General features: G+C 41.6%; 13 protein-coding genes. 9 read left to right on the plus strand and 4 right to left on the minus strand.

Annotated features, from left to right (window positions below; all coding sequences use genetic code 11):
- Positions 1-1,980: SMC family ATPase (locus tag KAU88_03045; protein MCK4477488.1), on the plus strand; the 1,980-nt coding region annotated here is incomplete at its 5' end.
- A gap of 21 nt (positions 1,981-2,001) precedes the next feature.
- Positions 2,002-2,880 (plus strand): DMT family transporter, encoded by an 879-nt coding sequence (locus KAU88_03050; protein MCK4477489.1) that lies wholly within the window; start codon positions 2,002-2,004, stop codon positions 2,878-2,880.
- 19 nt (positions 2,881-2,899) lie between these two features.
- Here KAU88_03050 and KAU88_03055 read toward each other — a convergent pair whose 3' ends face one another.
- The 3 genes from KAU88_03055 to KAU88_03065 all read right to left on the minus strand — a co-directional run bounded on the left by KAU88_03055 (position 2,900) and on the right by KAU88_03065 (position 4,806).
- Positions 2,900-3,190 (minus strand): 60S ribosomal protein L22, encoded by a 291-nt coding sequence (locus KAU88_03055; protein ID MCK4477490.1) that lies wholly within the window; start codon positions 3,188-3,190, stop codon positions 2,900-2,902.
- A gap of 16 nt (positions 3,191-3,206) precedes the next feature.
- Positions 3,207-3,866, minus strand: coding sequence for a DUF47 family protein (locus KAU88_03060; GenBank protein MCK4477491.1), 660 nt, complete (start codon positions 3,864-3,866; stop codon positions 3,207-3,209).
- Between the two features lie 187 nt (positions 3,867-4,053).
- A complete protein-coding gene (locus KAU88_03065) occupies positions 4,054-4,806 on the minus strand; it encodes a hypothetical protein (GenBank protein ID MCK4477492.1) in 753 nt (250 codons plus the stop codon).
- A gap of 241 nt (positions 4,807-5,047) precedes the next feature.
- On the opposite strand from KAU88_03065, the gene KAU88_03070 reads away from it, so the two are divergent.
- The 3 genes from KAU88_03070 to KAU88_03080 all read left to right on the plus strand — a co-directional run bounded on the left by KAU88_03070 (position 5,048) and on the right by KAU88_03080 (position 8,440).
- Complete coding sequence (locus KAU88_03070; GenBank protein ID MCK4477493.1) at positions 5,048-5,569, plus strand: nitroreductase family protein; 522 nt, start codon at positions 5,048-5,050, stop codon at positions 5,567-5,569.
- An 87-nt stretch (positions 5,570-5,656) separates the two neighbouring features.
- Positions 5,657-7,423 carry an ATP-dependent DNA ligase gene (locus KAU88_03075; GenBank protein MCK4477494.1) on the plus strand — a complete coding sequence of 589 codons (1,767 nt, stop codon included), beginning with the start codon at positions 5,657-5,659 and terminating at the stop codon, positions 7,421-7,423.
- A gap of 87 nt (positions 7,424-7,510) precedes the next feature.
- A complete protein-coding gene (locus KAU88_03080; GenBank protein ID MCK4477495.1) occupies positions 7,511-8,440 on the plus strand; it encodes a hypothetical protein in 930 nt (309 codons plus the stop codon).
- Between the two features lie 5 nt (positions 8,441-8,445).
- Here the strand turns inward: KAU88_03080 and KAU88_03085 are convergent, their stop codons facing one another.
- Positions 8,446-8,877 (minus strand): hypothetical protein, encoded by a 432-nt coding sequence (locus KAU88_03085; GenBank protein MCK4477496.1) that lies wholly within the window; start codon positions 8,875-8,877, stop codon positions 8,446-8,448.
- A gap of 401 nt (positions 8,878-9,278) precedes the next feature.
- Between KAU88_03085 and KAU88_03090 the strand changes: the two genes are divergently transcribed.
- The 4 genes from KAU88_03090 (at position 9,279) to KAU88_03105 (ending at position 13,665) form a co-directional block, all read left to right on the plus strand.
- Positions 9,279-9,605 (plus strand): hypothetical protein, encoded by a 327-nt coding sequence (locus KAU88_03090; protein ID MCK4477497.1) that lies wholly within the window; start codon positions 9,279-9,281, stop codon positions 9,603-9,605.
- Positions 9,606-10,252: 647 nt separating this feature from the next.
- Positions 10,253-12,298, plus strand: coding sequence for an AAA family ATPase (locus KAU88_03095; GenBank protein ID MCK4477498.1), 2,046 nt, complete (start codon positions 10,253-10,255; stop codon positions 12,296-12,298).
- On the plus strand, positions 12,299-13,117 hold the full coding sequence (locus KAU88_03100) for a hypothetical protein (GenBank protein ID MCK4477499.1): 819 nt from the start codon (positions 12,299-12,301) through the stop codon (positions 13,115-13,117). It abuts the gene before it with no gap.
- Positions 13,114-13,665: a hypothetical protein gene (locus KAU88_03105; GenBank protein ID MCK4477500.1), complete on the plus strand. Its 552-nt coding sequence runs from the start codon at positions 13,114-13,116 to the stop codon at positions 13,663-13,665. Before KAU88_03100 ends, KAU88_03105 begins: the two co-directional genes overlap by 4 nt.
- Positions 13,666-13,682: the final 17 nt, after the last annotated feature.

Raw genomic sequence — 13,682 nt, forward strand, 5'->3', positions numbered from 1 at the left:
GGCAAATCCAGCATACTTTACGCTATCGATTTCGCTTTGTTTGGCGACCCTTTGACGAGAAGCTATCATTATCTTTTACGTGAAGGGGAAAGTGCGGGAAAGGTGGCTGTCGAGTTTCTATTGAATGGTAGAACCTACCGCATTGAAAGGGGATTGAAGAGACGTGGAAAGGGGATAGGCCAAGACGTGGAGCACCTGAAGTTTTACGAAGAAGACGATTTAATCGCCAGCATGAGAAATGAAGCTGTTGCGGAGCAGTTGAAAAGCATAACGGGGCTAGATAAGGAAATTTTCCGTGAAGTTGTGTGGGTTAGGCAGGAGCATCTTAAGGAATTATTGGATATAGCTCCTCGAGAACGGCAGAAACGGTTAGATCAGCTGTTTGGATTAAGCGACTACGAGGTGGCGTGGAACAACATACGTGGAATCCAAAGAGAATACGAGAGTGAAAAGAAGGCTTACGAGAAGGACTTTGACGTTCTAGGAATAGAGAAGCTTGAGGCTGAGTATCATAAAGCTGTTGAAGAATTCTCAAATCTTGAAAATGAAATTCTTAACTTGACTAACGGGCTGCAAGAAGCAGAAATGGCTTTGCAAGCCGCATCTGTCCAACTTCAGAACCTCGAACAACTTAGAAAACAAACTGAGGAATTATTAAAGAAAGAGGCTGAGCTTCAAACAAACACCGTAAACACCGAAGACATGTGTGCAAGGCTTGCAAATCAGATTCAAAGAAAAATAACGACTATTGGCGAATTGGAGCAGCGTTTGGAAACTTTCAAAGCAAAGCTGAACTTGCAGAGAAAAAAGCTGCAAGAAATCGGTCTGGCTTCAGATTTGACAATTGAAGAACTAAAACACCAACTAACTTCCTTTGATGAGCAGATGACAAGCATAAGAGCTGAACAGGAAGCGGCAAGAAAAGAAAACCAAGTCTCCAAGCAACGAGTCTCCAACCTCGCAGCCGAAAGCAAGTGCCCACTCTGTCTACAGCCTCTTCCAGAAAACTACAAAGCACACATGCTAAAACATATCGAAGAAGAGAAGGCGGAAAGAGAAGGAAAACTCGTAGAACTGCAGAAAAACATTCAAGAACTGGAAAAACTAAGAGACGTTGCAAACAAAGCAGTTTTAGACTTTCAATCATATACTCCCAGAATCCAAGACATAAAAACGCGTGTTCTTGAAGAGATTGAGTCCAAGGAGAAACTGGAAAAAGAATTTGAAGAACACCAATTGCGAGAAAAAATGTTTAGGACCCAGCTTGAAGAAGCCCGCAAAGAAATCGAAAAATTCGACATATCAGAACTGGAAAATGCACGGAACCTCCATGAAACCACATCTGAGCAATATCATACAATCAAAACAAGGCTCGAATTCAGTGAAAGCCGGAAAAAGGATATCTCCTTTAGGATTGAAGAGTTTCGCGAACGGGTTATGCACGCTCAGCAAAAGATTGAAAGAGTGAAAAAAATAGAGAAACTGTTGGAAATCCTTGATGGAATTCGCGATGCTTATAGAGGCATACAGCCCCAGCTGCGAACGGAGTTTGTCAGAATCCTGGAACGAGTGGTTCAGCAAGTGTTAGACAGTCTTGTAGGCGAAGAAGACATTGCGTTGATCGCACGCATTGACGAAACCTACACTCCCTCTATTAAAAGCCAAGAAGGCCATGAACGGGAAGTCTCTTATCTTTCCGGTGGAGAACGCACCCTTCTAGCATTCGCCTACAGGTTTGCTCTGGGTCAGCTTATTATGCAGGCACGAACAGGACACGGCTTGCAAATGCTCTTGTTGGACGAACCCACAGAAAGTCTCGGTAGGGAAGACCGTTCCGTTGACCGCTTAGCGGAAGCAATCGCACGTCTCAAAGCTATAGAGCAGATAATCGCAGTCACCCACAATGAAGCTTTTGCAGAAAAAGCTGAGCACATAATAAGGTTGGAAAAGGAAGCTGATGTAAGCAAAGTTGTCGCTTAAGAATAATCATGGCGTTGTCATATGGTAAAAAGAGGTAGACAACTAGCCCTGTTAGAAGGCATTACAGCAGGCACACTTTTCGGCACGGGGGCAATATTCATCCGCCTTTTAACTAACATCAACGTTTTTTCAATAGCTCTTTGGCGGCTGATGATAGCCTCAGCAGCACTAGCTTTCATAATATTAGCGTTTAGGAGAAAACTCGACACCAGCCTAGTTCGGAAGAACCTTAAACATTTTCTTGTACTCGGGCTGCTGCTGGGCGTTCATTTCATCCTTTTCGTTTCGGCCGTGAAAAATACAACCATCTTGAATGCAACGGTACTTGTGAATACAACGCCTATTTTTTCCATGATAATATCCACATTCCTTTACCGCATAAAACCGTCAAAACTGGCTCTGGCAGGTGTAATATTCTCGTTCATCGGGGCAGGGTTCATAGCTTATAGAGATGCTATGGCAGGAGATACTGCTAGTTTGATAGGAGATTTAGAAGCCACTTTGGCAGCCGTTGCAGAAGGTTTCTACCTTAACTATGGCAGAGAAAAACGCAGAAAGCTTCCACTCTTGCCAACCATGCTCTTCATATACTTGGCAGCAGCTCTTACCGTCGGCGCAACAACACTCTTGACTGGAACAACTTTTGAAGTCTCAGACAGCTTAGGAATGCTTCTACTACTAGTAGGCTTTGGCATCTTCCCAACTGCAGTAGCTCACACCCTCTATTTCTCTTCACTATCCAACCTCAAGTCTTTCGAAACTGCCACTATGGCACTTCTTGAACCCTTAGGCGCAGTTCTTCTAGGTATCGCAATCTTTGCAGAATTCCCCACGCCAGTTTTCGTCTTAGGCGCAGTTCTGGTGCTTGTGGGAATTCTCTCAGTAGTAGCAGGAGAATAACTAAAAGAATAAGATGAAGCTACTCTTCGATGCGCAGCTTCTTCTCTTTGATAACAAAAGCATTTTCTTTTCCAGCAATTACCCGAAATTCTTTCAATTCTGCCTTGTGTAGAAACTTACGAAGAAGAGTTCGCAGATAGGACCGCGAAAACGGCTTCTCTTCCGCTTCATAGCTCAAGATTATTTCGCTGCCAGTCATATCAACTTCTATCTCTTCTAGCTTTTCTTCAAGGAAGTCGGCTAGTTCTTTCACCGTGTCGCCATCGACACTCTTGCGCAACTCCGAGATTTCAATAGGAATTTTCGTCATATTTTTCTCCCTCCTGTCAACGTCTAACAATAATAATTCTAATTTGATCGCAAGCATCTTCGCAAGAATCAGCCGCAGTTTCAATTGCTTCGAAGAGTTGGCTTGCTAAAACGGCTATTCCCGCTTTCAGTTTTGCCTCTTCAACGAGCAGTTGACGAGCATTCTCATGTAGATCATCAACTTTCTCTTCTTGTCGTTCTACTTCATCAGCTGCCTTCAAAGCATCTTCTGGCTTAATGACCATTTTATTCATGCTTCTTTGAAGCGATAAAGCGCACTCCTTAAGACCGTTAGCCATTTCTATAAAGGCTTTCTTCAAACTTTGTTGAACCTCCTTCATTGGAAGTACATTTAGCAACCTTGTAGCTTCTCTACACCAATCTACTACCATATCCACTCGCTTCATCAGATGCATCAAGTCTTCCCTGTCTGAAGAGGATAACTCGCCCTGAGCCAACTCGTCCATAAAGTTCCTCCTTAGAGTATCTGCTTCTCTTTCAGCGCTTGTAATATTGTCAATAAGCGATTTTGATTCTTTTGTCTTGTTCAAGACAGCTGCTTCCACTGCTTTTTCCAAGTCGTCTACAATGGACATTGTTGTTGTAAGGTGGCGCCGCATTGTATTTAATGCATGAGTCTCTCGGCGTTTTTTGAACCAGTCTAGTAATTCACTCATTAGCAAGCAATCCTAGACGCTTTTTGCAATCTCTGAACTATTTCAGCCAGTCCTTATTAACACTTTTTTATTCACAACTGGCTAGTGGCAAAAAATTCGTGTTAGATCGTCCGTCGAGAGCTTTATCACAGCAATGCTCATATGACTCTCTTGCTCATCATCCATAGGCAATGAGGTGTTTTCAAGCTTAAGGATTTTGCGCTCTGAACTCCAATCGTTCCACGCCTTTTCCCTTGGAAGAACGCCCCAGAATCTTTATGAAGTCAAGCTCACCAGTGGTTCTAACATGTGTTCCACCGCAAGCACACGCATGTAAACCCTTAACCTCAACAACCCGCACTTGTGAAATGTTGGATGGAAGTGTTTTCAAGTTTTCATGAAATTTCTCAACGTATTTTTCGGCTTCATCACGATTCATAATAATTATTTCGACGGCTCTATTTTCTCTAACCATGCTGTTGGCAACGTCTTCAATTTTTTGAAACATTGGCCTTAACGAACTTGCTAAAGCTAGGTCTAGACGCGCTTTGTCGACATCAAGTCCTGAACCTACGATTTCTACAGGACTGCTAAGAACACGTCTTACTGCTTCTGCCATTAAATGAGCTGCGGTGTGGTTTTTCATCAAAGAATACCGACGGTTCCAGTCAATGACCCCTTTAATCACTTCACCTTGCTTAATCTCACCAACCACGTTGTCCGCTAGATGCAAAATCCGACCTCTATTCCATTGAACTTCTGCAACGTCAGCCCTGCAATTTTCTCCTTCAATCATGCCCTTGTCTGAAGGTTGACCCCCACCAGTCGGATAAAAGGTCGTATTGTCAAAAATTATACCTACCGATCCATCGTCTCTGGCAACTTGAAGAATTTTGGCTTCGAACTCACGCAAATAAGCATCACCATAGTAAAGAAGCTTTGTTACTGGAATCTTTCCCATCCGATTTCACCACAAGATTCTCATTTCATTTAGAAAGTAAAATATTCTCCAACTTATATAACATATTCACTCAACTCCAGCGAGGAAAAAACATGGAGCTTATGAAAACCCTGGCAAAGGGACTAGATGAAACATTTGGAGACCTTCCTGCAAAAACCATCATTTTAATTATGGGTGAACCCACGCGCGCTAGTTGTCAAGACAGCCATAAGAATATAGCTTGGCACCGAGGCTGAAAATGATGGATGTGTTCAAGGCCATAAGAAACAGAAGAAGCATCCGCGCTTTTGAAAGAAAAATAGTATCCAAAGAAAAAATTGAATGGCTTATTGACGCTGCAAGACATGCACCTTCAGCAGGCAACATTCAACCCTGGGAATTCGTTATAGTGAGAAACCTTAAAATAAAGAAGCAGCTCTCAGCCGCCGCTTTAAACCAAACTTTCATTGAAGAAGCCCCAGTTGTAATAGTGGTTTGTGCAAATGAAGTGCGTTCTAGCCAAGGTTATGGACAACGCGGGGCAAACCTTTACTGCATACAAGACACCGCTGCAGCTACAGAAAACCTGTTATTAGCAGCTTATGCCATGGGACTTGGTGCTTGTTGGGTTGGGGCTTTTCGAGAAGAAAACGTAAGAAAAGCTTTAAACACCCCTGACCACGTGAGACCAGTTGCAATAATTCCAATTGGACACCCCTCAGAAAAACCGACACCTCGGAGAAGAAGGCATATCCAAGAGATTGTTCATCTAGAAACGTTTTGAACTGGTCAACTGTGTTTATAGCGTGCATCGTACAGAATGGTTTAGATTTAATAGCTTGCCTTGTGAAGTTAACCTGAGGAAGTCTATTTGAAGTTCTCTCAGATAGCGGATTGCTATGAAAAAATTGATGCCACAACCAAAAGACTTGAGATGACTGATTATCTGGTGGAACTTCTTAAGCTCACCTCGAAAGACATTATAGACAAAGTTGTTTACCTTACACAGGGAAAATTATACCCTGACTTTGTTGACATTCAGATAGGCATAGCTGAAAAGCTGGCTATTCAAGCTGTTGCAAAGGCGACAGGCAAAAGTGAGAAAGAAACCGGGGAAGACCTTGCGAAAACAGGAGACATAGGTGAAACTGCCCAAAAATTTCTTGCAAAAAAAACTCAAGCAACACTCTTCAAAGGAACGCCCTTAACAGTTGAAGAAGTCTACGATACACTCGACAAGATGGCGAGGGCGTCCGGCACAGGTTCAATGGACAGAAAGCTGAGCCTTCTCGCAGGCCTGTTGACAAGTGCTACTCCAAAAGAGGCAAAATACATCATAAGGACAGTGACCGGAAGCCTCAGATTAGGAATCGCTGACATGACGGTTTTAGACGCATTGGCAATCGCATATGGAGGCGGTAAGGAGGCAAGAGACGCATTAGAGAGAGCCTACAACATTTCTCCAGATCTTGGAAAGGTAGCCAAGATAGTTGCAAAGAAAGGGATGAAGGACATTGAAAAAATTAAGGTGTCGCTCGGAAAACCTATACGCCCAATGCTCGCAGAACGACTGGGTTCACCTGAAGAAATCTTAGAGAAGCTTAACGGCAAATGTATGGCAGAGTTCAAGTATGACGGGGAACGCGTGCAAGCTCACAAACAAGGAGAGCAAGTTACTTTATTTTCACGACGCCTAGATAACATCACAAATCAGTATCCCGATGCTGTAGAGCTTTTCAAGAAATATGTCAAGGCAAAAAACGCTATCATTGAGGCGGAATGTGTTGCCGTGGACTCAGACACTGGCGAAATGAAGCCCTTCCAGGAATTGATGCATCGCAGACGGAAATATGGCATCAAAGAGGCAATGGAAGAATATCCTGTCTCGCTTTTCATGTTTGACATGTTATATGCCGACGGAGAAGACTATACTTTGAAACCTTATTTAGCCAGGCACAGAAAACTTGAGCAGATAATCAAAGAGAACACCCGCGCGAAAACTGCAGAGTCTCTCATCGTAGACAACGCTGAAGATATGGAAAAGTTCTTTGAAAAAGCCGTGGAAAGTGGTTGCGAAGGGCTCATGTGTAAATCAATAGCCAAAGACTCGATCTATCAGGCGGGTGCGAGAGGGTGGATGTGGATAAAATACAAGCGGGATTACAAAAGCGAAATGACCGACACCGTGGACCTAGTAGTCGTAGCAGCTTTTCACGGTAGAGGAAAACGTGCAGGAACATATGGAGCATTACTCTTAGCGGCTTATAACCCTGACAAAGACACGTTTGAAACAGTAACAAAATGCGGAACCGGCTTTACCGATGAAGACTTGAAGAGACTACCGAAAATAATGGAGAAGCATAAGATTCCTCACAAGCATCCGAGGGTGCAGTCGATGCTTGAAGCAGATGTATGGTTTGAACCCGCTGTTGTGATTGAGGTTCTCGGAGCAGAAATCACGTTAAGCCCAGTTCACACATGTGCGATAGATGCGATTCGTAAAGAAAGCGGGTTGGCTATAAGATTTCCCCGATTCACCGGAAACTACAGATTTGACAAGTCCGCAGAAGATGCGACAACAGATAAGGAAATAGTGAAAACTTATAGAAACCAGTTAAAGAAACTGGGTGAAAGCTAAAATTTCTATGCGCGTTGGCGAAAGTTAAAGAATTTCGAAAGATATATGATACCTTAGATACTTACCTTTAATTAAGCTGTGGTGTCAATGGCAAATAGACACAATCACAAGACAGGTAAAAAGGGTTTAAACAGAAAACTATTAACCGGTGTTGTTCTGATCACTACTATTCTTTTGGCTATTTTTGTCGGATATTACCTATTTTTTCAGCATCACACAGAAAATTGGACGGCCGCCATAATAGACCAACTAGTTGTGCAAGAAGAACTGGAAAACCCAATTTTTAATGCTAATTGCACTTCAATACTGAACGCTTCAGGGTTTGATGTGAAATACTATTCCGGTAGCGATGTCAATGTGACGTTTTACAAAGATCTTCCTTCTAAAGGCGGCAAAATAACAATTCTGAGGGCTCACTCAGCAGTAAGAGATAACACAGATTGGGTTGATCTGTTCACGTGTGAAAGTTTTAAGGAAGGACAATATACTGACTTGGCACATGATAGGCAGATCAGTAAGGCTCAGATGTATTCGTCTGATGAATGGTATTTTGCCATTGGTCCTACGTTTATAGATCTAAGCACGACCGGATTGTTTGACAGCAATTGTGTAATTATTTTGATGGGATGCAATAGTCTTAACGAGACGACTATGGCAGAAGCATTAGTCGGAAGAGGCGCTAAAGTTGTTATAGGGTGGACTAGTTGGGTGGAAGCGAGCTATACTGACTCCTTTACTATACAACTGCTTCAACGTTTACTCGCTGAGGATCCCGAGACCATTAAAGGTGCCGTAAGCAAGATAAATCACCAAATAGAACTCTATCATCCAAATCCTTACAACACAACACTGACTTACTATCCAACATCAGATGAAGCTGCGAGCCACATTATTCCAACGAGAAACAATGAAATATCTCCGGGCTTTATAGGAGAATTATTCCAAATTTTGCTCTTTACTACTTTGGCAAAACGGAAATGTGACGTGCAGATGGCCTCTTTAGTTGAGGCGAAGTGATCTGTTTATTCTTTGACTCGAGTCTCTACAGTTCCTTGCGATTGCGTTTTCCCGAATATTATTCGAGTGGGTTTAGGTTTCGTGAAGGTTGCTGGAGTTGAAGGTGGATGTGGGCTTTTGAGGTTTTCGCAATGCTTTGAGACAATTAGGTAAAGTCGGTCTCTGAGGTCTATTCCTATTGGTTTTAATTCTTTGAGTTGTTTGATTTTGCTGGCTAAATTGTTGTCTTCTAGTGTTTCAGTAATCCACTTTTCAAAATCCTTTCTGTAAAGGTGAAACTCCAAAGATTTGATGTCTATATCTAGAATTTTCTTGACAAACTCTTCTAAAGACGCGGCACTTTCTCCAGTATAGTTTCCTATTGAGGTGAAGAAGTAAAAGGCCTTATCTCTGGGAAGGGGTCTTAGAATTCTGGATGTTTTGGGTTCATTCAACATAATTTTTCACCATTAATTATTCTACTCTATTTATAGATGGGTTTCAAGATTTAAAACTTAGGTTTGCGAAAAGCCGTAACTGCTTATTTTTGAGTCAAAATGTGTTTGTCGTTCTTTTGGAACGGTATTGTCACAAGTGTGTATGTGCGATGTTTCTAGTGCTCCAGATTTCATTTTACTCCAAACAGGCAACTAATACACTCCAGATATGAATTGATGATATTTAATGCTAGAATTAAAGGTGATTAAGGGTTGTAATAGGAGAATTTGTGACATTTATTGAAGGTTATTGGAGATTAGAACGATGGTGGTTCTTGGTTTGTACGTATTTTGCTTATTCGGAAGGCGTAAGTTTTATTAAGTATTGCGACAGACGATAATTTGGAGCCGTGTTAAAGAAAATGGGCAGTACTTCAGAACGAGAATACAAAAAGAAAATGAACAAAATACAAGAAAAACTGAACAAACGAGCAAAAGACGTCCGCAACAACGTTAGCAAAATTGAAAAAATCAAACTAGATGCTCTCAAGAAAGCAGAAGAAATGAGACACTCTATAGACAAGGAAATAGACAAAATAGAAAGAGACATCGTAAAATCGAAAGATTTGGCACCAGAATCCAAACAAAGATTACACTCAGAAATAGTTCTGCTAAAAAATAAAACTAAAGACAACTACGCCAAACTGAGAAGGAAAATCGCTGAACCCATAGTACCTATCGTGGCATAATATTGCCAAATATACCTTCATAAAACAATACTACAATTGCTGTACAAGACAAAACTGTGTCAAGAGGTTTTAGAGGATCTTATTTCGTCAAGTAGCTTATCCAAGCGTCTGGGTTTTGATATTTTACTTGCAAGTGGTTTTTCCAGAATGCCCTTGCCAAAGTAATGAAATCTTTCGATGATAACTTGTTGCTCATATCTTGACACTGGATAAATAATACAATTTTTAGAATTTAAGTCAAGTTGTTGTTTTGCTAATATTACGAAAACTGAAATATGTTGGGGCCAGAACCCGAAAGCAACGAAATGAATAACAGAGAATTCTTATGGAAAAATGTTTCATGAAGCCTTTATGTATCATTTGATAATTTCGCAGCACACCACCCCAAAGAAAGGATGTCAGAGGTATTACGTCAATGAAGACAAACTTCTACAAATTCTAGGCAAGGAACACACTCCGTGCAATGCAGTTAGAGCATTCGAAACAGAACTCGAAGTTAACTGGTTTTGAATATGTCGTCAATTCTAAAGAATACAAACTCTTTAGAAAACGGAAGTAAGCCGTTACCCCTAATTGCGGAAAAGTTGATGTAATTCCTTTAATAGGAGAAAATGTGTTCTACTACTGCTACAAGAAGGCCCACAACAATGTTAATTCATGAAGTAATCCTCGAAAACTTCATGTCCTACGAATACGCCAGAATACCCCTTAAATCAGGCGTAAACGTGATTTGTGGGCCAAATGGCGCAGGAAAGTCATCCATACTCTTAGGCATCTCAATAGCATTAGGTCAATCTTACACTGAACGCTCGAGAAAACTAAGCAACCTCATAAGATGGGGAAAAGATCAGGCACGAGTAACAATTGTCTTAGATAATTCTCTGAGAAAAGGCAAGCGCCCAGTTAAGAGATTTAACAAAGACCAAATCTTCCTAACTCGCGGATTAAGGCGTGATGGAAAGTATTGGTTTGAACTCGATAATCGTGCTGCAACAAAGAAAGAAGTTGAAAGACTGCTGGCGAAATTCAATGTAGAACCCGACAACCTCTTGATTATTATGCATCAAAACATGACTGAACAGTTTACAGTTCTCTCCCCTCAGGAAAAACTTGGAATAGTTGAAGCAGCTGTTGGCTTAGAACTTTACCGAAGAAACGTCTGGCAAGCAAGAAAAAAGTTAAGCCACATATTAAGCGAAGAAGAGTCGGTAAGCAAGCTCCTCGAATCGGCTGAACAAACGCTGAACTACTGGCGCGAACAATATGATCGCTACCAGCAAAAAAAACAACTGCAGATAAAAAGGCGATTTCTTGAAAGGGAACTTGCATGGACAGAAGCCTTGAAAAAAGAGACGTCCATGGACGAACTGGAAAATCTGCTTAAAACAGAGGAAAGAGAACTCCAGCAAATCGAAAACAAAACAGAAACATTGCAGATTACACTTGACGAGCTGCAATTAAAGCTGGAACAATCAAAATCACAGTGGCAAAAACTCTTTCAGGAACGCCTATCAATAGAAACAGAAAAAGTGAAAAACGAAGCTTTCATTTCGTTAAGAACTCAAGCCCTAGAAGAAATGAGCCAACTATTGGAAAACAACTGCGAAAAAATAAGCGAATGCATAGCCATGGTTGAGCAGCTGGAAACATCAATCAGCACACAACAAAATCCAAACGACTACATGAAAAAACTTGCAGAGATAAAAATAATATACAAAAATCTTGAAAACATGTGGATCCAACAACATAGTCAAAAGAGCGAAAACCTGAAAGCACAAAAGGAAATCTACGATGAACAGCTTGAAAAAACCGACAAACATCTTTTAGAAACACGAATGAAGACAGAATTTGCTACAAAAGAAATTGAACACCTCACTAACCAAATCATAGACTCGAAAATTGACGCTGCCCTATTAAACTACAGGAAACGAAACATCGAAAAACATCTTCAAAAACTTCGCAGAGAATTGAAAACCAAAACAAGGGAATATAAAGAAGCTGTAGAAAAAGCAAAAAAAACTGGTTCCAGAATAGCGTCAACAAAACATGTTAATGAAATTCTAGACGAAATTCGGTTGACTGATGGTTATCTTGTAGCCCTTGGAGACGTTTCAGAAGACATCGAACGCATGTATGAGTCCTACTCCAAACTCTACCTCGACCTAAAAGAAAAAGCACGAACAGTAGCAGAAAACAGAGAAAAAACCTTGGAAGAAGTTAATACTCGAATGGAAGCATGGCACACAGTCATGCAAAATCTCCTTGACCACGTAGGTCTTCAGTACCAGAGAATTTTGTCGCAAGCTCAGGCTACAAGTGAGATTCATTTGATCAATGGGCATGATATAGAAGCCGCTGGGCTAGAAGTGCTTGTAGGCTTTAGAGGCGCCCAACCAGTCCCCTTAGATGCCTACACCCAGAGCGGAGGGGAAAGAAGCATGGCTACCATGAGCTTTCTCTTAGCTTTACAGCAGCATGTGCAATCTCCTTTCCGCGCAATTGACGAATATGACGTCCACATGGACCCGAAAAACCGTGAAACAATAGCTAATCTTCTCATAGAATCAGTCAAGGGCTTAAACTCGCAGTATTTAATAATAACGCCAAGCCAAATCACCTTTGCAAAACAAGACATCCACATCATAACTGTGCAGAATGTTGAAGGCGCATCTAGAGTGAAAGAGGCTGTCTAGTTGTCAACAAAAAGGCAAAAGAAACGGCTGGGCAGAGAGCATCTTCAACGCATCATCGATTCATGCCGCTCAGTTGAAGAGAGGGGTCTAGACCCATTTCTAGTGGACGTGGACCACATACTTACAATCATCCACGAGTATTTTCCAGAATGGGAAAACCCAGAAGAACTCTGCCTAGACGCAGAGGCTATACACGAATTAGCCTCGGCCATTAAGCATCAAAGCGAATGGATTAAACACCGCTCAACATCACTTTACACAGACCCCTTCCTAATAGAAGAAAAGCTTCGAAAACTGTCAAAAGAAGAAATTGGCACAATATTCCTCAAAAGTTGGCATCCAATAGTGGAACTCGAACAAATTTCGCCCCACAGCCTAATGGAGGCAACCAAATACTGGCAAAATCTAATTCCACTTAACGAAAGATGGCAAGAAACAGCAGGGCTACAGGCAGAAACTGGAACCACAACACACGAAGAACTGCTGAAACAGCAGATCATAACTGAAAAAGAGTTTTCCAAAGAACTGGAAATGTTCTGGCAAGAACTCAAACAAAGAACGATGAGTGAAGAGAAAATGGATTACTGGGATTTTATAGGCGCCAAAACCTATGAAGAAACAGTCAGACGTGCATACATGACAAGTTTTCTCGTTACATATGGTTACGCAACGCTGGAGGTAGACAGGTTAGAAGAAATGGTATACATTAGGTCCTACAAAACTCCCATTCCTACAGTGGGCAATAAGCAGGCGATTTCTCTGCCTATCCCAGTAAGCGTTGAAGACTGGAAAAATTGGATGGAAGGTGTGAAAGATTGAAGAAGAAAACGTATTACGCCACCAAAGTAAAACAAGCTACTCACCTGCTTTTTTTTAAACGTCACAGAAAGCCCGGAGTAAAAGGCTGGGAGTTAAGGAAAAGATTAGGAGTAGGCTATCCAAAAATCATGGCTTTACTAAATAGCCATCTTGAAAATCTAGACCTGCAGGTGAAGACTGTTTTCGAAGAAACAAAGCCACCAGAGAAACCAACTAGGACGCAGTTGGATGGAGCACGATTTTACATAACTCTGCGCGGAGGGCTTACTCCAAAGGAGACAAAGATGATGGGGTGGCGCATTGATGACATAGCAGGCTTGGCTGTAACTATTTCCACAATAATATCGAAGAAAGGGAAGGCCTCCAGAGAGGAGGTGGAGCAGCTTCTACGGGATAAACTGCCAGGTTGGAGAGTTAATGCTAACATAGACCGTTATATGCGAGCAGGCTACGTAGACCAAGACGAGAAGGGACAGCTTTACCTAGATTGGCGGACTAGAGCAGAAATAGACGAGAAAACTTTGATAGATTTGCTAATTGCGAAATAAAGTTCTTCTACGCACAA

The sequence above is a fragment of the Candidatus Bathyarchaeota archaeon genome, assembly GCA_023131225.1.
Taxonomy (GTDB): domain Archaea; phylum Thermoproteota; class Bathyarchaeia; order Bathyarchaeales; family SOJC01; genus JAGLZW01.